Genomic DNA, 17,886 nt, shown 5'->3' with positions numbered 1-17,886 from the left:
GGGAGACGGTCGCCTATGGCCGGTCCAGGGGCGTGCGCAGGGCCGAGCGCCCCTGGTTCCACTTGTGCCGGAGGTACGCGGCCAGGCGGTCCTCCAGGAACAGGGTCGCGGCGCAGCCGAACGCGACGTCCGCCTCCAGAGCCGGCTCATCGGCGAGGAGCCCGCCGATGACCTCGTGCCGTACGACCTGCTCGTGGACGGCGTCGGCCTCCACGTGCTCGGCGTAGAAGTGCTCGGCCCGCGGGCCCGCACCGCACCTGCGCATGGCCTTCGCCAGCCGCCGCGAACCGGGCGACGAGGTGACCTCCACGCACGCGAAGTGCCCGACCAGCGCCCCGCGCAAGGCCCGGTGGAGTCCCAGGAGGGACATCAGATTGACGGTGGCGAGCAGGGGCGCCGGGGCCTGGTCCAGATAGCGGCCGTACGCGGGGTCCAGGCCGAGATCGCCCATGAGTTCGGCGAAGAGGCGGGCATGGATCCGCTCGGCGTTCCCGGCGCCGAACTCGTCGTACTCGATGGCGACCATGGCCGCCTTCGCCCGGCCGCGGAGCCGCGGGATCACCCAGGCGTGCGGGTCGGCCTCCTTCAGGTGGTACAGGGAGCGCAGGGCTGCGTACTCGCGCAGCTGCCACAGCTCGCCCTCGGTCTCCAGGAAGTGGCTCAGGCTGCTGCTCAGGTCCACCGGTTCGACGAGGAGGGGGCCGAACGCCTCCGCCACGGTCTCGGGGGAACCCGCGGCGGCCGTCCGGAGCGCGTGGCCGAAGCGGTCCTCCAGGGCGCGGCGCAGCCGCAGCAGCTCCGGATCCCATTCCAGGGCCTCGTCCACGCCCGCGAAACCGCGGTAGTGCAGTTCGTAGAGCAGGTAGAGGGCGAGCTGGAGGTCCTCACCCCACGGGTCGGCCCGGAGGGCCGCGGAGGTGTGGGCGGGAGGCCGGCCGCTGCGCAGGGCGTCCACCACGGCCCGGGACAGGGGCCCGCGCCCTTCGACCAGTACGGGAGCGTGCGCGGGCCCGGCTGCGGGGACCCGGATGAAGGTATCGGCGGATGCGGTCATGGTTCGTTCCTGGCCTCCCTGTCCTCCCCGTCTTCGGGGGGTGGTGTCGCGCGCTCGCGGGGGCGGTGGCTGGTGTCGCACCAGGGGTACGTACGGCTGCGGCGGCAGGTGCACACGGCGACCATGAACCGGTCCGACCGGGCGGTCGTCCCGTCGTCGAGGACGATCTCGACCGGGCCCTCGACCAGGACCGGGCCGCAACCGTCCGCGGGCCCGGAGCGGTCCACGGCCACCCGGCGGGGGAGCCGGACGCGAGGGTCCGGCCCGGCCGGCGCGTGCGGGACACGGCCGGGGTGCGAGGTGTTGTCAGACGTACTGGGCACGGACGATCACCAGCTCCTCCCGGTTGTCGCCGTCCTCCGCCAGGCCCTGCTCCTGCAGCCAGCCCCTGCGTGAGCGCAGCACCGGCCCCCACGGCACCCAGACCCGTTCCGTGACCTCCGCGGACATCCCCTGCCGGGACAGGAGCTCAAGGGTCTTCTGCGCCCCGCACATCCCCGAGTGGACCAGCAGGAGGACCCCACCGGGGTGCAGCAGAGCGGGGGCGGCTGCGCAGATCCGGTCGATGACGGCCCGCCCGTCCCTGCCTGCGTCCCAGGCGCGCCGGTTCCCGCGGGTGGGCAGCCGGGCGTCGGGGCTCGGTACGTAGGGCGGGTTGGCGAGGACCAGGTCGAAGCGCCGGCCCCGGCTCCGGGCGGCGAAGTCGCCGTGGAGGATGCGCAGCCTCAGACGCCGGCGCCATCCGTTCAGCCGGGCGGCCAGCACGGCGGGCCACGCGATGTCGACCGCGGTGACCTTGGCGCCCCTGGCCGCGGCGGACAGGGCGAGTGCCCCGGTACCCGTGCCGATCTCGATGACTTCGGTGCCCGGGCTCAGGGGCTCGCGGGCGAGGGCGCCGGCGAGCAGCAGGGTGTCGGCCTGGGGGCGGTACACGCCGGGAAGGGCGATGAGCCGCGGCATGGGGTCGGTGTGCGTCGGGGCGGTGCCGTCGGGCGTCTGCCAGAACCCGCGTCGGGCCCGGCCGGCAGGGCTCTGCGCATGGGAGGTCATGGGCTGCTCCTACCCGCGATCTCCTCCTTTGCACAACACGCTTGCACAACACGCTTCCGGGGTTCCGTTTCTGCCCCGCGGCCGGAGCGTTGCGGGAGGGTTCATCACGGAGCAGCGGGTAGGCGCCCGGGTGCAGATGCCGAGAGCCCTGCGGGTGAGGACCACACGGGCTCCGTTTCCGGCCGAGGAGGAGACATCATGGCCAGCAAGCACTCCGACGCGCCCCGCGAGCCGGGCGACGGCCTGCCGGGCAGGCCGGGGCCGGTGTCTCCGTCCGTGGCCGAACCCATGCACCCGGAGCAGCCGCTCCCGCCCAAGCCCGACCAGACCGGTCCCGAGACGGTGAGCCCGACCGGGCAGGCCACCGGGGCGGACCAGGCCCGCAGGGCGCAGAGCGGCGCGTACCTGACCACGGCCCAGGGGGCGCGGCCGTACGACACGGACCACTCCCTGAAGGCCGGAGCGCGCGGCCCCGTCCTGATCCAGGACCATCACCTGCGCGAGAAGATCATGCACTTCGACCACGAACGGATCCCGGAGCGGGTGGTGCACGCCCGGGGCGCCGCCGCCCATGGTGTCTTCCGGGGCTACGGCACCGCCGGTGAGGTCTGCAAGGCCGCGTTCCTCGCGAAGGACGTGGAGACGCCGGTCTTCGTCCGCTTCTCCACGGTGCTCGGCTCCCGCGGTTCGGCGGACACGGTGCGCGACACCCGCGGGTTCGCGACCAAGTTCTATACGGACGAAGGCACGTACGACCTGGTCGGGAACAACATCCCGGTCTTCTTCATTCAGGACGCCGTGAAGTTCCCCGACATCATCCACGCGGGCAAACCGCACCCGGACCGGGAGGTCCCGCAGGCGCAGAGCGCGCACGACACCTTCTGGGACTTCGTCTCCCTGCACACCGAGGCCACCCACCACACCCTGTGGAACATGTCCGACCGAGGCATCCCCCGCTCCTACCGCATGATGGAGGGCTTCGGGGTCCACACCTTCCGCCTGGTCAACGCGGCCGGGGAGACCGCGCTGGCGAAGTTCCACTGGAAGCCGAAGCTGGGCGTGCACTCCCTGGTCTGGGAGGAGGCCCAGCTCCTCTGCGGGATGGACCCCGACTTCCACCGGCGGGACCTCTACGACGCCATCGAAGCGGGCGCCTGCCCGCAGTGGGAACTGGGCATCCAGGTCTTTCCCGACACCCCGGAGCAGACCTTCGAGGGGATCGACCTCCTCGACCCCACCAAGATCGTGCCCGAGGAGCTCTCGCCCGTTCAGCCGATCGGCCTGATGACCCTGAACGCCAACACCAAGAACTACTTCGCGGAGACCGAGCAGGTCGCCTTCCACCCCGGGCATCTGGTTCCCGGTATCGACGTCACGGACGACCCGCTGCTCGCCGGGCGGTTGTTCTCCTACCTCGACACCCAGATCAGCAGGCTGGGCGGGCCGAACTTCGGGCAGATCCCCGTCAACCGGCCGCACGCTCCCGTCAACGACATGCTCCGCGACGGCATGCACCAGACCGCCGTGCACACGGGCGTGGCTCCGTACCGCCCCAACAGCCTCGACGGCGGCTGTCCCTTCCTGGCCGGCGCCGAGGACGGTGCCTTCATCGAGGCGCCGGTCAAGCTGCCGGAGGCGGCCAAGGTCCGCGAGGCGCCCGCCTCCTTCTCGGACCACTTCACACAGCCACGGCTCTTCTGGCTGAGCATGACCCCGCCGGAGCGCGACCACATCATCGCCGCCTACACCTTCGAGCTGAACAAGTGCTACGAGCAGGCCGTCAAGGAACGCACCCTCAAGGTGCTGGCGAACATCGACCCGCAGCTGTGCGAGCAGGTCGCCGCGGGCCTCGGCCTGCCGACTCCCGGAGCAACGGTTCCGCTCGTGGCGGCCGACGCCAGCCCGGCACTGTCACAGCTGGGCGGCACCTGGCCGACGGACGGCCGCGTGCTCGGCATCGTCGCCGACGAGACGGCCGACCTGGACGGCGTACGAGCCGCCCGGCAGGCCGTCCTCGACGCCGGCATGGCGGCGCTCGTCATCGCCCCGGCAGGCGGCACCCTCGGCGGGGCCGCCGATCCCATCGCGGTCCAGCGGACCTTCGCCACCGCCCGGTCCGTCGAATTCGACGCCCTGCTGTTCGCCGGGGCGCCGGCACGGGCAGCCGACGCCCACGGCGCTCGGGACGCCAAGGCCGGCACGGGCGCCGCGGAGGATCCCGACCCACGTGTTCTGCTGCTGCTCACCGAGGCGTACCGGCACGGCAAGGCCGTCGGCGGCTGGAACGGCATCCCGGAGCTCCTCGACGCCGCCGGTATCGCCCCGGACGGTCCCGGCCTCATCGTGAGCGAGGACGCCGCGGCGGCCGTGGCGGAGACGGTGGCGGCCTTGGCCCGCCACCGCGCCTGGGACCGGTTCCCGCCCGCGCTCTGAGCCGGCGCCCCGGTGGCTGCGCGGGAGAACCGGCCGTGGCAGGGCGGGGCCCTATCCCAGAGCGGCGTTCTCGTTTTCCAGCAGGTCCAACAGCAGTGCCCGGTGCAGGGCGGCGACCGGTTCCAGCAGGTCGGGGTGGCGCAGCAGGGGTGCGGCGTCGTGTTCGTGGTCGCCGGGGCTGGTGAGGCGGGTGAGCTCGCCGGCCTGGCCGCGGTCGACGAGGCGGTGGGCGTCGGCGGCGAGGGCGGGGGCCGCGAGGAGGCACGCGGCCCAGCTGACGACGGTTTCGTCCACCCAGGTCCGCCAGTCGGCGGCGGCGTCGGGGCTGTGATCGGCGCCGGTCAGCCAGTCCAGCCGGGCGCTTCCGCCGGGGCCGAGGAGGTGCAGGAGCTGAGCGTCGAGGGGCGTCGGGTAGCGCAGGGCGGCGGCGAGGGTGACAGCCTGCCGGGCCTGGGCCTCCGCCAGGGCTCGGCTGAAGGCGCCGGGGGCGGGAGGGAAGGCGGCCAGCAGCCAGCGGGTGCCGGCGGCTATGAGGGGGGCGAGATCGGCGGACACAGCGGCTTCCTCGGGGGCTTGCTCGCCCCGACCCTTGGCCGGGTCCGCGGGCTGCGGCGCGAAGCTGCGCCGCTCCGCTCGTGGCCGACCAGCGTAGCCGGAAGCCACGGGCGGGCGGCATGACGCACGTCACCGTCCGTCCAGGGCGGCGGGCCCGGAGGTACCTGCGTGCCCGCCGCCCTCGGCGGCTCAGGACCTGCCGCGGCCGGTCACGAAGTCGCGTGCCCGGTCCACCAGACCGGCGCCCGGCGCGAGGAGCTTGCTGGCCGTGGGGCTGCTCGGAGCGGCCGGGTGCGGCCGGGTCGGCGCCATGGCCTTGGCACGGCGGATCTTGTCACCGAGCCCGTCCAGCTGCTGCGGGGTACAGGCCCGGATCAGCATCGGGAAGAGGTTGCTCTCCTCGTCCTGGACGTGGGCGGCGACCTCGTCCATGAGCTGCTGGAGGAGCGGGCTCATGTGCGCGTCGTCGGTATCCGTCTTCTCCAGCCGCTTGAGCATCTTCTCGATGCGGCCGTGATCCTCGATCTCCTTGTCCGCCATGGGCCCGCCGCCCTGGACGTGCTCGCGGACCGCAGGGTAGAGGTACTGCTCCTCGGCGACCGAGTGCCGCACCAGCTCGATGGTGATCTCGTCGATGAGGTCGCGGAGCTCCTGCCCGCCGCCGGTCATGGCCTGGAGCCGGGCGAACATCTCCTCCACCTCCCGGTGGTCGGCCATCAGCTCGTCGATCACGTTGCCGCCGTGTCCCAGGTGTCCTCCATGCGTCCTCGTGGGGTGGTGGGGCCGCTCGGGCCTGCCCCGATCGGTTCCCCGCCCGCCCCTGAGGCGCCCGGCCGCACCGGGAGTCTCACCCGCTCGGAGGAGGAAGTGGCCCGGGCCGGGACGGCGCGCGGGGCAGGGCCTCGCGGCCTCCTTCCGGCAGGTTCACGGGAATCACGTGGAGGACAGGTACGGGGAGCCCTTGAGGCGGCGCGCCAGGTGCGCGGTGTTCGCGGCCAGGGTCCTGGTCGTGGCCGCGGTCTTGTCGGGGGGTCTTGTCGAGGTCCTGGTAGTCGGTGCCCTGCATGGCCTCGCCGACCCAGTAGGTGACGGCGTTCGGGGCCAGGGAGAAGCCGACGTCGTTCAGGGCCTGGAAGAGCTCGGCGCTGACGTGGTGGGCGCCGTCCTCGTTGCCGACCACACACACGGCCGCGGCCTTGCCGTAGGTGAGCATGCGCCCCTCGTCGTCGCTCTCGCCGAGCTCGGCGTCGAGACGTTCCAGAACGCGCTGGGCGAGGCTGGAGGGATGGCCCAGCCAGATGGGCGTGGACAGGACCAGGATGTCGCAGCCCATGATCGTGTCGCGGATCTCCGGCCAGGCCGTGGCCTGCTCGGCCAACAGCTGCGAGCTGGACCGCTTCGGCGACGGCGAAAGCGTGCAGACCAGCGCGACGGCGCGCAGCGGAGTGGTTTCGGTCGTGGTGTCCATGTGGTTCGGCTACTCCGATGGTCAGGCCGTATCCGGCCCTTCATCCCCGCCCGCAGGGCGTACGGGCCCGCACCCGGATGCGGGCGCCTCTGGAGGCGCACACGATGGCCTTGTACACATTCGTGGAGGAAGGGGATTCATCATGCCCAGAGGATCCGGCCCCAAGCGCGAGCGCCAGTACGAACACATCAAGGAATCCGGCGAGAAGCGCGGGATGTCCGAGTCCCGCGCCAAGGAAATGGCCGCCCGCGCCGTGAACAAGGAACGCGCACGATCCGGCGGGAAGTCCGGCGGCGGCTCATCCGAGCGGACCAAGGACGAGCTCTACCAGGAGGCGAAGAAGCGCGGCATCGAGGGCCGCTCGACCATGACCAAGCAGCAACTGAAGAACGCGCTGGGCCACTGACTCCGGGCAGGGCGGACGCCGGCGCTCGGCCCATCCAGCTGCCGTCCGGGAAGGGCCTTCGTCGGCATCCAGGCGGGTGACGGTGATGCTGGGCGGCGGCGCGTGCCGGGCGGCGGCGGAGAGCACCGTGCGAGGGTGCTTGGGCCTCTGCCGGCCCCCATCCCTCAGGAGTGCTCCCCGATGCTCGAACGCAAACAGCTCAAGGGCCGTACACAGGTCACCTTCGTCCTTCCCGCCCACATCCCCGACGGTCCGGTCAGCGTCGTGGGCGACTTCAACCACTGGAACCCCGCCGCGCACCCGCTCCAGGTGCGCGGCGACGGCATGCGCGCGGCCACGGTCGTCCTGCCCGCGCACAGCGGCCACTCCTTCCGCTACCTCGCGGCCGGTGACCACTGGTTCGACGACGACCAGGCCGATGGCCACGACGGCACCAACAGCCGCGTCAACACCTGACGAGGAGTGAGCGCCGCCCGCAGGGGCGCGATCGCGCTGCTCCTGGCGGTCGCGGTGGCGTTCGGGATCCGGGAAGCCGAGGCGTACGGGCGGCAGGCGATCGTGAGGATGGCGGGCGACACCCTGTTCCTGTCGCTGTTCACCGCCGGCTGGAAGGTCGTGGCCGCCGGCTGCACACCGCGGCCCGGCCGGCCCTACGACTGTCTCATCAAGGGGGCGTGAGAATGCGGTTCCTGTTCGTCACCACCCTGGTGGTCATCCTCGGCGGCCTCGGATACTTCATCACCATCGGGGTGCTCCGGCGATGAACGACAGCCGCGAACCGCGCAGAGGGTTCTGGCGGGAGAACAGCCTGACCCTCGCCTTCGGCATCGCCTTCCTGGTGGTGCTCGTCTGCCAGGCCATCGCCGGGCACGCCGAGTTCAACGAAGAGATGACGGTCGAAGGCCTCCAGCCGCTCGGCTTCGGCGCATACCTGACGTCCTCGGACTTCGCCGTCGACGTCACCGAGAACTGGCAGTCGGAGTTCCTCCAGTTCTTCCTCTACGTCTTCGGCACCGTCTACCTCGTCCAGCGCGGCTCCCCGGAGTCCAAGCCGGTCGGCGCCGCCCACACCACCACCGGCGTGGAAGGCTGACGAGCCCTCCCCACCACCCGGCGGGGGGCCACGGCTGCGGTGTCGGTGCGCCGCGTTATCCTTCCGGCCACCGCACACCGACTCGGAGGACCGAGAGACTTGACCGGCCCGTCTGCCTTCCCGCTGCCCTTTCACACGTCCCGTTCCATACCGTTCGCGACCCCCCGAACACTGCGGGAACTCCAGATGATGCAGTGCAGCTCGCACATTCGGGCGAAGCCCGGGTGGTTCGAGAAGATGAAGGATGCCGGCATCGTCGCCCGGTGGACGCAGGAAGCGATGGCCCAGGGCCTCACCGAAGCGCAGGTTCGCTATGTGATCGCCGAACTCGGGCACTACGCCGCGCTGCGGGACGAGCGGACCGGTATCGAGGTGTCCGCCGTCGACGGGGTGTGGCAGTCGGACACCCTGGTCGACGACCGGCTCGGATCCCGGCTGCGCGAGGCGGTCCGGGTTCTGGAGGATGTCCCCGAAGCGGACCGCGACTGGCATCCCGGTTCCGGCGGCCAGGTGCTGGATCTTGTTCATCCCTCGCTGTTCTGCCTGGTGAGAGAGGTGAGCGGGGCACCCGAGCGGGCTTGGCGGAACCCGACGAACCACTACTCGAAGTACGAGTTCTCGGAGAGGTTCCAGTGGCTGCCCACGGACGTCGACGTCAGTGAGGACGGCGACGTCGCCTTCCGTTCGTACGTGAACAACCTCCACCCCGACACCCATCGCGAACTGGCCTCCGTCCTGCCGGAGGTGTTCGCGCGGCTGCGCCCGCTGCTGGAGAACGTGCTCACCGATCTGCGCCATCCGCGGCCCCTGCGGATCGAGGCCGACCCCTACGGTTGGTACGACTCGAAGCCGGAGTACCCGGACAAGTCCGCCCACGGCGACGCCGCGGCCTACGCAGAAGCCGTCCGGGCATGGGAAGTGGCCCTGGACGACTGGTGGGAGAACCGCCGCCCGGTCATCCCGGACGCCCCGGTCTTCACCCCGCCCGAGGCGCCCGGTGAATCCGCCCGAGTCGACCTGCGAGGCCGCCGACTTCAGGTCATCGTCAAGCTCGCCACCGTGCACCTCACCCCGGAGAAGCCCGAGTACGCGGGCGGTTCCTGGCATGTCGAGGGGATGCTGAACGAGCGGATCGTCTCGACCGCCCTCTACTACTGGGACAGCGAGAACATCACCGAAAGCCGGCTGGGTTTCCGGGCGGCACTCGACGACCCGGACTACGAACAGAACGACGACAACGGTGTGCGCGAGGTCTACGGCCTGGACGACGAGGACGCGCTGAACCAGGTGCTCGGATCGGTGCCGACCCCGGCGGGCCGCTGCCTGGCGTTCCCGAACGTCCTGCAGCACCGCGTCGACGCATTCCGGCTCATGGATCCCACCCGCCCGGGACATCGCAAGATTCTCGCGTTCTTCCTGGTCGACCCGGCGGAAACGATCGTCTCGACGGCCGATGTGGCACCGCAGCAGCCATGGTCGGACACCTCCACCATGACGCTGGAACAGGCCAAGGAGTACCGCGAACTCCTCATGCAGGAGCGCAAGTTCTTCGTCGACGAACACAACGAGCAGCTCTACGAACGGGAGTTCTCCCTCTGCGAGCACTGAACCTCTGACGGTTCGCGCCAACTCCTGGGTTCCGCGGTCGAGTTGACCTGGCCTGACCTATGTTCTAGGGGCCCGCATCGGTTCACGGTCCGCCCAGGAGGTCCGATTGCAGCCCAGCCGCATCCGCGCCCTTGCCCGAGCGTTACGCCGTTCCCATCTGCTCATCGCCTTCGCCCTCGGCTCGCTGCTCGTCGGGGTCACCCCCTGGCTCGGCGTGGCGAGCATCGGGCCGGGGGGCCACGGCCCGATACCCCGGCCGGGGCCCGTGCCCGTCGACGGGCAGACGGCGAAGCAGTCGCCGCACCACGGCGTGGCCCCGGCGAACGCCATGGAGCCGACGGCTCCCGTCCTCGACCGGACCGGATGGACCGCCACGGCGAGCGACGAGGAGACCGCCGGCGAGAACGGCCGCGCGGCCAACGTCCTCGACGGCGACACGGCCACCCTCTGGCACAGCAAGTGGACGGGCACCCCCGCCCCGCTGCCGCACAGCATCACCATCGACATGCACCGCACGGCGGTGGTCTCGGCGCTCGTCTACCACCCCCGCACCAACGGAGCCAACGGGCGCCCCGGTGAGTATCGCATCAGCCTGAGCGGCGACGGCCAGAACTGGGGCAGTCCGGTGGCCACCGGCACCCTCGCGGACGACGCCGGCGCCAAAACCCTCGGATTCGCCCCACAAGGCGCCCGGTTCGTCCGGCTCACCGCCGTCACCGAGGCCGGCAACCGCGGCCCGTGGACCTCCGCCGCGGAACTCAACCTGCTCGGCGACCCCGGAACCCCGGCCGCCACCGTCGACCTGCCCCGGACCGGATGGACGGCCACGGCCGGCGATGAGGAGACCACCGGGGAGAACGGCCGCGCGGCCAACGTCCTCGACGGCGACGCCGCCACCATCTGGCACAGCAAGTGGTCCGGCACCCCGGCCCCGCTGCCGCACAGCATCACCGTCGACATGCACCGCACCACGGCCGTCTCCGCCCTGGTCTACCAGCCCCGCAACGACGGCCTCAACGGACGCGCAGGCGCGTACACCATCACCACCAGCACCGACGGCACCACCTTCGGCGCACCGGTCGCCGCGGGCACCTGGCGCGACGACGACACCGTCAAGACCGCCACCTTCACCCGCACCGAGAACACCCGCTACATACGCCTGACCGTGACCGGCGAGGCCGGCAACCGCGGGCCCTGGACCTCAGCCGCCGAGATACGCCTGAGCGGACCGGCCAACCCCGCCGCCCACGGCTCCTGGGACCGGATCACCGGCTTCCCCCTGGTGCCGGTGGCCACCGCCGTCCTGCCGGGCGACAAACTCCTGGCCTGGTCGGCGTACGCGGTCGACCGCTTCGGCGGCAGCAACGGCTACACCCAGACCGCGATCCTGGACCTGAAATCGGGCAAGGTCACCCAGCGCCGCGTCGACAACACCGGCCAGGACATGTTCTGCCCGGGCATAGCGATGCTCGCCGACGGCCGGGTCCTGGTCACCGGCGGCAGCAACGCGGAGAAGGCGAGCATCTACGACCCGGCCACCGATACCTGGTCCTCGACCACCGACATGAACATCGCCCGCGGCTACCAGGCCATGACCCTGCTCTCCACCGGCGAGGCCTTCGTACTCGGCGGATCCTGGAGCGGAGCCGAGGGCGACAAAGCCGGCGAGGTCTGGTCCCCGGACACCCGCACCTGGCGCACGCTCCCCGGCGTCCCCGCCGCCCCGGCGCTGACGGCCGACCCGGCCGGCGCCTACCGCGCCGACAACCACATGTGGCTGCACGCCGTCCCGGGCGGCAAGGTGCTCCAGCTGGGCCCGAGCAAGCAGATGAACTGGATCACGACCGGCGGGGACGGGAGCATCACCTCCGCCGGCACCCGGGCCGACAGCCAGGACGCCATGACCGGCAACGCCGTCGCGTACGACATCGGCAAGCTGCTCACCCTGGGCGGCTCGCCCGCGTACGAGAGGACGCCCGCCACCCGGCGCGCCTACACCGTGAACATCGACGGCGACCAGGTCCGGGCCGCGCGCACCGGCGACATGGGCTACCCCCGCGCCTTCGGCAACAGCGTCGTCCTCCCCGACGGCAAGGTCGCCGTGTTCGGCGGGCAGGAGTACCCCGTGCCGTTCAGCGACGCCACGTCCGTGCTGACCCCCGAGCTGTGGGACCCGGCGACCGGAAGCTTCACCCCGCTCGCCACCATGGCCATCCCGCGCAACTACCACAGCGTGGCGAACCTGCTGCCCGACGGGCGGATCTTCTCCGGCGGCGGCGGCCTGTGCGGAGACTGCGCCACCAACCACGCCGACGGGGCCGTGTTCACACCGCCGTACCTGCTCAACGCGGACGGCTCCGCCAAGCCGCGTCCCGTCATCACCGGCGGCGTGCCGCCCCGGGCCGCCGCCGGCACCTCGCTCACCGTCGGCACCGAGGGGCCGGTGGCCTCCTTCGTCCTGATGCGGGCCGCGGCGGCGACCCACTCGACGGACAACGACCAGCGGCGGGTCCCGCTGGTGTCCACGGCCGCGGGGCCCGGCACGTACACGGTGTCCATCCCGGCCGACAAGGGCGTGGTCCTGCCGGGCACCTACATGCTCTTCGCCCTGGATGCCCAGGGGGTGCCGAGCACCGCCCGGTTCATCACCGTCTCCTGACGGCCCTTCACCCGGCGGCACCTCACGGTGTCCGCCGGGTCAGGTGACCTGCCGTGGTCCCCGATGTGCCGGAACCGGGCGGCCGGGTCAGGCCGCGGCGCGGGGGAGCGGCAGGATGGGCCAATCCCTTGCCAGGCGCATGGCGGACTCCGTGACGGCCGGGTCGGCCGCGCCCTCGATCACGCCCTGGAGGAACCGGTAGGCCGCGGCCTCGTACAGCTCCGTCGTCGACCGCTGCCGGGCCGCGGTCGCCTCCCGGCGCAGGGTCTGGCGATCGGCGGCCGTCGTTTCCAGCGCCCGCGCCCGCTCGGCGGCGGCGGTGGCGGCCTCCCGGGCCCGCTCCAGCCGGGCGCGCAGCTCCAGGTGGGAGCGGTAGGAGTCCAGGTACGGGTGCTCCCGCAGCAGCCCGAGCAGCAGGCCGATCCCGCCGGACAGGACGAGCAGGGAGACGAACATCCAGGTCACGGTGGTCGGTTCCAGGTGCAGGCTGTCCACCAGGGTCCGGGTGGGCCGGAGGTCCTCCATGCCCGCGATCCCGTCCAGTTCCGCAGGGAGCTTCTGCGCTTCACGCTTCCGGAAGACCAGCTTGGACCGCAGGTGGCCGAGGGCCCAGGTGGAGAACCCCCACACCGCGAGCAGCGCGACCGCGGGCAGGTTCACGCCCTTGGGCGAGGCGGTGGCGGGCCGGCTGCGCAGAGCCCGGCCGGCCAGGTGGGGGATGATCACCATGACCACGGCCGCCGAGATGGCCAGCGTGGCCGACAGGGCGTCCGACTCGGTGCTGCCGGCCCCGTGGAAGGGCTGGAAGGCGATCCAGTAGATCGGCACCTCCACGGCCGCGATGACCAGCAGCAGGCTCCACACCATCCACCGGGGCAGCCCGGGCCGCACGGGCAGGCCCTCCCACCGGGCGGCATCGGACTGCGGGCGGATACCGGCGAACGGGTCCGCCGGGCGGGTGCCGGCCGGCTCCCGGCGGGCCCGGTGACCGGCCGCGGCGGTCGCCGCCGGGGCCGGGTCCAGGCTCTGCCAGTCATCGTCGTCCGGCTCCGCCCCCGGAGCCGGGCCCGCCTCGTCCTTCCCGTCGCCGGTATCCGTGTCCGGGGCGTCCCCGTGCGGGTGGCCGGGCCCCTGTGGGTGGTCGTCCCGGTGCCGGCGTCCGGGCCTCCGACCGTCCCCGTCACCATCCCCGTGCCCGGCCCGGCCCTCGTCGAGGTCCAGGTCGCCGAAGCGGGCGCGCAGCCAGCGCTCCTCCAGCCGTTCCCGGACACCGTCCCGGAACCGCTCCCAGCGCACGGCCCGGGCCGCGAGCCGGTCCAGCTGCTCCCGGTTGGTCTCCAACCAGTCCTGGTTCTCGGCCAGTTGCCGTTCCAGCCGCTCGGCCTCCGCCGCGGCGCCGGCGGCTGCCGAGACGGCGTTCGCCTCCAGGACGCGCTGCCTGGCGTCCTCCTCCGCGGCCTCTTCGGCCACCCGGGCGCGCACGAGGTCGCGTACGGAGGCCAGCCAGGCGAAGTAGGGCAACCGGTCCCCGCCGACCAGGACCCAGGGATCCAGCCCGCCGGTCTTGGCCACCTTGACGCCGCGGCGGTGGGAGTCGCGGAGCAGCCGTTCCTGGCCCGCATTGTCGAGTACCAGGGGCAGCCGCTGCACCCCGGCGGGGGCCGGCGCGCGGCGGCCGGCGGCGGTGGTGTCGGGCCTGCGCTGGAACGGGCGGGCGAACCGGGCCCGGCGGGGCGTGCGCCCGGGATCAGCGCCGGTAGTCGTCGTGGACACGGGCCTTGGCCCTCCTCTCCAGGATCTCCGTCCAGAAGGCGTCGAACGGTTCGTACTCGCTGGGCTTGGCCCGGCGGCTCATGCCGTAACCGACCGGGTAGACGTCCGTACCGGAGAGCTCGGGCACCCCGCGGGGACCGACCAGTTTCTCGACCGCGCCGGTACGCGCCTCGGGGGTGGCGATGGATTCCGGGCTCAGGTTGAACTCGGGGTCGGCCTGTTCGAAGTCGCTGACCACGAGCATGGCCGTGGGGCCGTCCCCGGAGGGCAGCGCCTCGGCGGCACGCGCGAGTCCGCCGAGGATGTCGGAGCCGCTGTCGGTCTCCTGCGCGCACTTCAGCATCGTGCGGGCGGCCAGCACCGCCTTGGTCATCGCCTCCTGACGGATGGCCGCCACATCGTCGGTGCTCTCGGTCCGCGGGTCGAGGTCCACGTCGTTGACCCGGCACCGGGACGCCTTGGAGGAGCGGGTGATGGGCGCGAAGGCCATCGTCCCGCAGCCCCGGTCCTTCATGAACGGCACGATGGTGGCGTCGAGTTTGGCCTTCGCGTCGAACCCGTCCTTGGCGGAACCGGAGCCCGAACCGTCCAGGACGACCGCGCAGGAGGTTTCGAGGGCTTCGGGCTTGCCGGAGGAGCAGCCGGCCACGCCGAGCAGGGCGGCCAGCGGCAGGGCGGCGAGCAGCCGGGCCGGACGCCGTCGCCCGCGCAGCAGGCGCGGATGGCGGGACGTCATGGCCGGCGTGGCCGGTGTTGCCGGTGTGGTGGTCACTGGGATGCCCTCCCTTGGTCGGCGGCGTGCCGCGGCCGGTGTCCCGTCCCGGCCCCGTGGGGCTGGGTGTCGAGGATCTCCAGCGCCCGGACGACGGCGGGTGTGCGCGCGTCCGGTGGCGGGGACTGCGCGGGGGAACCCCCGGTGAGCAGCCACCCGTCGACCTCCTCCCAGGTGGCGTCGAGCGCGATACGGCCGGGCAGCCAGTGCGCGGGGCGGGCGGTGAACGGCGGGTAGGCCGGCCGGTCCCGTTCCCCCCGGGCCGGCTCCCGGTGCGGTTCTCCGGGCTGCTCCGGCGCCCGGGCCGGCGCCGGGATCGGGTGCTGCCGCCGTGCGCGGCGCAGTTCCGCCGCCCGGCGGCGCAGCTCTTCCCGGCGCCGCTCCTCGGCCCGGCGGTGCTCCTCGGCCCGGGCGGTGTGGACGGCCAGCCACACCGCGTCCCAGTAGCAGGCCAGGCGCTGGTTGGCCTCGTGGGTGAGGGCGGTGGCGCGGGCACGGCACAACCCGGCATCGGCCCGCCAGGCCCCGACCATCGCACCGTAGCGGGCGAGGGCGGCCGGCGAGGGCTCGGCCCGTACGTCGTACTGGGTCACCACGCGCACCGACTCCGCATGGATCCGGATGATCGCGCGCCGCTGGTCCCGCAGCAGGCGGGAGCGTAACTGGCCGACCGCGCGCAGGGCCCCCGCCCGGGTCTCCATCACGAACGGCGTGACGATCTCCGGCAGGTCCAGGAGCGCCGTGCCGGGTTCCGGCAGCGGCAGCGCCGGCAGCAGGGGGCGCAGACCGGGTGCGTCGAGCCGGCCGCGCCGCCGGGCCCGTGCGGCGGTCATTCCCCCGAGCCGGGCCCGGCGTGCGGGTCCCCTGATCTGGTCCGTGGCGATCATGATGACGGCTTCCCCCTTCTCCGCTGCCCTCGCTCCAGATGGAGGAGGGTAACGGAAGGAAAGCAGAATGGGACCCGTAATTCGACGGGTTTCCGGGCCTCGGCATCCTCTCCCTGAAGGCGCCCGGTTGTCACCCGGAAAACAACCGGATTATTCTCCGGAACCGTTTGCGGTGGGCGGGTAATTCCGTTGATACTCGATTCCCGTCCATCGGGGGAGGGTGCAGTGCGCATCAGAGTCAGCGGGACGCATTTCCCGCTGGAGACGCTCGGCCCGGGCCGGCGTCTCGGAGTGTGGTTCCAGGGCTGTCCGCTGGCCTGCGCGGGGTGCATGTCGCGGCACACCTGGGCGGCCGAGGGGGGCCGCGAGTCCTCGGTACGCGAACTGCTGGAGCTCTGGCGCGATGCGCTGGACCGGGGCGCACAGGGGCTGACCGTCAGCGGTGGGGAGCCGCTCGAACAGGCCCCGGCGCTGGCGGAGTTCCTGGCCGGGGCGGCGGCGCTGCGCAGTGCGGCGGAGCGGGCCGGGGGAGGAGCGGGGCGGGCCGGGGGAGCGGGGCGGGAGCCCGTGGATCTTCTCGTCTACACCGGCTACGAACAGGACGAGTGGGATCCGCCCCGGCTGGCGGCGCTGCGGCATGCGGACGCGGTGGTCGCCGGCCGGTTCCGGATCGCCGAGCCCACCGCCCTGGTGTGGCGCGGCTCGGCGAACCAGCGGCTGCTCCCGCGTACTGCGCGGGGCCGGACCCGGTATGCGCCCCATCTGGGCCGGCGGGCGGCCGGGCCGGCCGTCCAGGTGGTGGTGGAGGCGGGACGGCGGCCCGGGGAAGCCCCGTCCGCCCACCTCCTGGGCGTGCCGGCCAGGGGGGAACTCGTCTTCTACGAAAGGTGGTTGGGGGAGCGTGGGCTGCGACTCAGGGAGCGGAGCTGGCGTCCGTGAGGAGCCGTGCCAGCTCGGGGCGGCGGGCCACGAAATGCACCGTCCAGTCGGGGTGCCGGCTCAGTTCCTCCTGAACGGCCCAGCGCAGCCAACGGGCGGCCTTGACGGGGGGAAGGCCGCCCTGGCCGGCGCCGAGCATCGGGAAGCAGATCGATGCCAGGGGCGGGTCGTAGGCGTCGCGTTCGGCGTTCGCCCGGGCGAAGGTGGCCGCGACGGCGTCGGCCAGCGTCTGCGGGTCGACCTGGTAGCGGACGCCGTCGCCGAGCGGCCGGACCACGGCTGCGTGGTAGATGCGGCGCACTCCGCGCTTTGCCAGGGCACCGGGGGAGGTGGGGACGACGATGCCGGGCTGCACCGGCAGGCCAGTGCGGCCATGGGCGCGCATCCAGTCGGCGAGTTCCCGGGTGAGCACGTCGTCGGTGATCTCGCCGCCGGCGTTGCGTATCGCCGCGGCCCGGCGCAGCGCGCCCGACACGGTCGGGCGGAACGTCTTGGACATCTCCATGTGGGTGTTCTCCGAGGACACCAGGATGTCGATGTCCCGCAGCAGTTCCATGGAGGACACGTGCACGGTGATACGGCGCAGGGCGGCCGGGGGCAGCGCCGGTCCGGCTGCCCGGGCGGGGGGATCGGGCAGCGGTTCGGGGGCCTTGCGCCCCGCCGGTCCGGCCACGGCCTCACGGGCCAGGGCGAGGACGGCGCCCGCGAGTTCGGCGATGACCTCCTGCTCCTGGCCCCGGCGGAAGCGTTCGGCGGTGACCCCGTACACGGCTGCCGCGGCCTTGCGGCGATCCGGGGCCGGGGTGCCGCGCCGGCCCGGGAGCAGCCCGAAGGTATGGGCGGCGGCCCGGCCCAGCGGATCGGCCCGCCGGCCGCCGTTCGCCTCCCCGGCGGGCGGGTCGGCCGGGCCGGGCCCGTCGGCCGGGCCGGGTGCGGCGGCCAGCCGTCGTACGGCGGCCTCGAGCAGGGCCTCGATGGCGGCGGCCTCGTCCGCGGAGCCGAGTGCGTACCCGGCCGAGGCGGCGGCCTGCGCCAGGGCTTCGGGCCGGATGCGTCTGAGGCCGGCGAGGCCGGGCCGGCGCAGGGCGAGCAGTTCCTCGGCCAGGCGGGTGTGGGAGGGCAGTTCGGCGTCGGCCGGGACCGCGGGAGTCTGCGGGCTCATGGTCGACACGATAATCCCGGTTGCCGG

General features: G+C 72.9%; 17 protein-coding genes and 1 pseudogene. 8 read left to right on the top strand and 10 right to left on the bottom strand.

Going from position 1 to position 17,886, the window contains the following annotated elements:
- Positions 1-13: 13 nt before the first annotated feature.
- From DEJ50_RS04890 to DEJ50_RS04880, 3 genes are read right to left on the bottom strand one after another with little or no spacing between them, the layout of a single operon-like run.
- Entirely contained in the window at positions 14-1,054 is a 1,041-nt protein-coding gene (locus tag DEJ50_RS04890) for an iron-containing redox enzyme family protein (protein ID WP_150206269.1), read from the bottom strand.
- On the bottom strand, positions 1,051-1,377 hold the full coding sequence (locus DEJ50_RS04885; RefSeq protein ID WP_150206267.1) for a CDGSH iron-sulfur domain-containing protein: 327 nt from the start codon (positions 1,375-1,377) through the stop codon (positions 1,051-1,053). Before DEJ50_RS04885 ends, DEJ50_RS04890 begins: the two co-directional genes overlap by 4 nt.
- Positions 1,361-2,014: a HemK2/MTQ2 family protein methyltransferase gene (locus DEJ50_RS04880; protein ID WP_150211912.1), complete on the bottom strand. Its 654-nt coding sequence runs from the start codon at positions 2,012-2,014 to the stop codon at positions 1,361-1,363. Before DEJ50_RS04880 ends, DEJ50_RS04885 begins: the two co-directional genes overlap by 17 nt.
- A 288-nt stretch (positions 2,015-2,302) precedes the next feature.
- On the opposite strand from DEJ50_RS04880, the gene DEJ50_RS04875 reads away from it, so the two are divergent.
- Positions 2,303-4,537 (top strand): catalase, encoded by a 2,235-nt coding sequence (locus DEJ50_RS04875; protein ID WP_150206265.1) that lies wholly within the window; start codon positions 2,303-2,305, stop codon positions 4,535-4,537.
- Between the two features lie 51 nt (positions 4,538-4,588).
- Here DEJ50_RS04875 and DEJ50_RS04870 read toward each other — a convergent pair whose 3' ends face one another.
- The 3 genes and pseudogenes from DEJ50_RS04870 to DEJ50_RS04860 all read right to left on the bottom strand — a co-directional run bounded on the left by DEJ50_RS04870 (position 4,589) and on the right by DEJ50_RS04860 (position 6,560).
- On the bottom strand, positions 4,589-5,092 hold the full coding sequence (locus DEJ50_RS04870) for a hypothetical protein (RefSeq protein WP_150206264.1): 504 nt from the start codon (positions 5,090-5,092) through the stop codon (positions 4,589-4,591).
- Positions 5,093-5,281: 189 nt separating this feature from the next.
- Entirely contained in the window at positions 5,282-5,842 is a 561-nt protein-coding gene (locus DEJ50_RS04865; RefSeq protein ID WP_150206262.1) for a hemerythrin domain-containing protein, read from the bottom strand.
- 183 nt (positions 5,843-6,025) lie between these two features.
- Positions 6,026-6,560: pseudogene (locus tag DEJ50_RS04860) on the bottom strand (flavodoxin family protein).
- A gap of 142 nt (positions 6,561-6,702) precedes the next feature.
- Here DEJ50_RS04860 and DEJ50_RS04855 point away from each other — a divergent pair.
- The 6 genes from DEJ50_RS04855 (at position 6,703) to DEJ50_RS04830 (ending at position 12,326) form a co-directional block, all read left to right on the top strand.
- On the top strand, positions 6,703-6,966 hold the full coding sequence (locus DEJ50_RS04855; RefSeq protein ID WP_150206260.1) for a plasmid stabilization protein: 264 nt from the start codon (positions 6,703-6,705) through the stop codon (positions 6,964-6,966).
- Between the two features lie 180 nt (positions 6,967-7,146).
- Complete coding sequence (locus DEJ50_RS04850) at positions 7,147-7,422, top strand: isoamylase early set domain-containing protein (protein WP_150206258.1); 276 nt, start codon at positions 7,147-7,149, stop codon at positions 7,420-7,422.
- Between the two features lie 6 nt (positions 7,423-7,428).
- Positions 7,429-7,644 carry a hypothetical protein gene (locus DEJ50_RS04845; RefSeq protein ID WP_150206256.1) on the top strand — a complete coding sequence of 72 codons (216 nt, stop codon included), beginning with the start codon at positions 7,429-7,431 and terminating at the stop codon, positions 7,642-7,644.
- Positions 7,645-7,726: 82 nt separating this feature from the next.
- On the top strand, positions 7,727-8,059 hold the full coding sequence (locus tag DEJ50_RS04840) for a DUF6766 family protein (protein ID WP_317852523.1): 333 nt from the start codon (positions 7,727-7,729) through the stop codon (positions 8,057-8,059).
- 99 nt (positions 8,060-8,158) lie between these two features.
- Positions 8,159-9,667 (top strand): DUF4246 domain-containing protein, encoded by a 1,509-nt coding sequence (locus DEJ50_RS04835; RefSeq protein WP_150206254.1) that lies wholly within the window; start codon positions 8,159-8,161, stop codon positions 9,665-9,667.
- Between the two features lie 106 nt (positions 9,668-9,773).
- Positions 9,774-12,326, top strand: a complete 2,553-nt coding sequence (locus tag DEJ50_RS04830) for a discoidin domain-containing protein (protein WP_263399174.1) — start codon at positions 9,774-9,776, stop codon at positions 12,324-12,326.
- Between the two features lie 87 nt (positions 12,327-12,413).
- Here DEJ50_RS04830 and DEJ50_RS04825 read toward each other — a convergent pair whose 3' ends face one another.
- Genes DEJ50_RS04825 through DEJ50_RS04815 form a run of 3 tightly spaced genes read right to left on the bottom strand, consistent with a single transcriptional unit; the run spans position 12,414 to position 15,758 of the window.
- Positions 12,414-14,099: a hypothetical protein gene (locus tag DEJ50_RS04825; protein WP_150206252.1), complete on the bottom strand. Its 1,686-nt coding sequence runs from the start codon at positions 14,097-14,099 to the stop codon at positions 12,414-12,416.
- Entirely contained in the window at positions 14,074-14,871 is a 798-nt protein-coding gene (locus DEJ50_RS04820) for a hypothetical protein (protein WP_150206250.1), read from the bottom strand. The genes DEJ50_RS04825 and DEJ50_RS04820 overlap by 26 nt, the downstream gene beginning before the upstream one ends.
- Complete coding sequence (locus DEJ50_RS04815; protein WP_150206248.1) at positions 14,868-15,758, bottom strand: hypothetical protein; 891 nt, start codon at positions 15,756-15,758, stop codon at positions 14,868-14,870. Before DEJ50_RS04815 ends, DEJ50_RS04820 begins: the two co-directional genes overlap by 4 nt.
- Before the next feature lie 225 nt (positions 15,759-15,983).
- Between DEJ50_RS04815 and DEJ50_RS04810 the strand changes: the two genes are divergently transcribed.
- The gene (locus tag DEJ50_RS04810; protein ID WP_150206246.1) at positions 15,984-16,697 is read left to right on the top strand and encodes a 4Fe-4S single cluster domain-containing protein; all 714 of its coding nucleotides are present in this window, start codon (positions 15,984-15,986) and stop codon (positions 16,695-16,697) included.
- On the opposite strand, the gene DEJ50_RS04805 is transcribed toward DEJ50_RS04810, so the two are convergent.
- On the bottom strand, positions 16,672-17,859 hold the full coding sequence (locus tag DEJ50_RS04805; RefSeq protein ID WP_150206244.1) for a macro domain-containing protein: 1,188 nt from the start codon (positions 17,857-17,859) through the stop codon (positions 16,672-16,674). The two genes, DEJ50_RS04810 and DEJ50_RS04805, sit on opposite strands and share 26 nt — an antisense overlap.
- Positions 17,860-17,886: the final 27 nt, after the last annotated feature.

It is taken from the genome of Streptomyces venezuelae (assembly GCF_008642295.1).
GTDB classification, from domain to species: Bacteria; Actinomycetota; Actinomycetes; order Streptomycetales; family Streptomycetaceae; genus Streptomyces; species Streptomyces venezuelae_C.
This window is presented reverse-complemented; position numbering and strand designations above follow the sequence as displayed.

What these genes read in the sequence shown, in the direction of transcription:
- DEJ50_RS04890 (WP_150206269.1), bottom strand. Translation starts at nt 1,054, where the DNA reads ATGACCGCATCCGCCGATACCTTCATCCGGGTCCCCGCAGCCGGGCCC.
- DEJ50_RS04880 (WP_150211912.1), bottom strand. Translation starts at nt 2,014, where the DNA reads ATGCCGCGGCTCATCGCCCTTCCCGGCGTGTACCGCCCCCAGGCCGAC.
- DEJ50_RS04875 (WP_150206265.1), top strand. Translation starts at nt 2,303, where the DNA reads ATGGCCAGCAAGCACTCCGACGCGCCCCGCGAGCCGGGCGACGGCCTG.
- DEJ50_RS04855 (WP_150206260.1), top strand. Translation starts at nt 6,703, where the DNA reads ATGCCCAGAGGATCCGGCCCCAAGCGCGAGCGCCAGTACGAACACATC.
- DEJ50_RS04850 (WP_150206258.1), top strand. Translation starts at nt 7,147, where the DNA reads ATGCTCGAACGCAAACAGCTCAAGGGCCGTACACAGGTCACCTTCGTC.
- DEJ50_RS04840 (WP_317852523.1), top strand. Translation starts at nt 7,727, where the DNA reads ATGAACGACAGCCGCGAACCGCGCAGAGGGTTCTGGCGGGAGAACAGC.
- DEJ50_RS04815 (WP_150206248.1), bottom strand. Translation starts at nt 15,758, where the DNA reads ATGATCGCCACGGACCAGATCAGGGGACCCGCACGCCGGGCCCGGCTC.
- DEJ50_RS04805 (WP_150206244.1), bottom strand. Translation starts at nt 17,859, where the DNA reads ATGAGCCCGCAGACTCCCGCGGTCCCGGCCGACGCCGAACTGCCCTCC.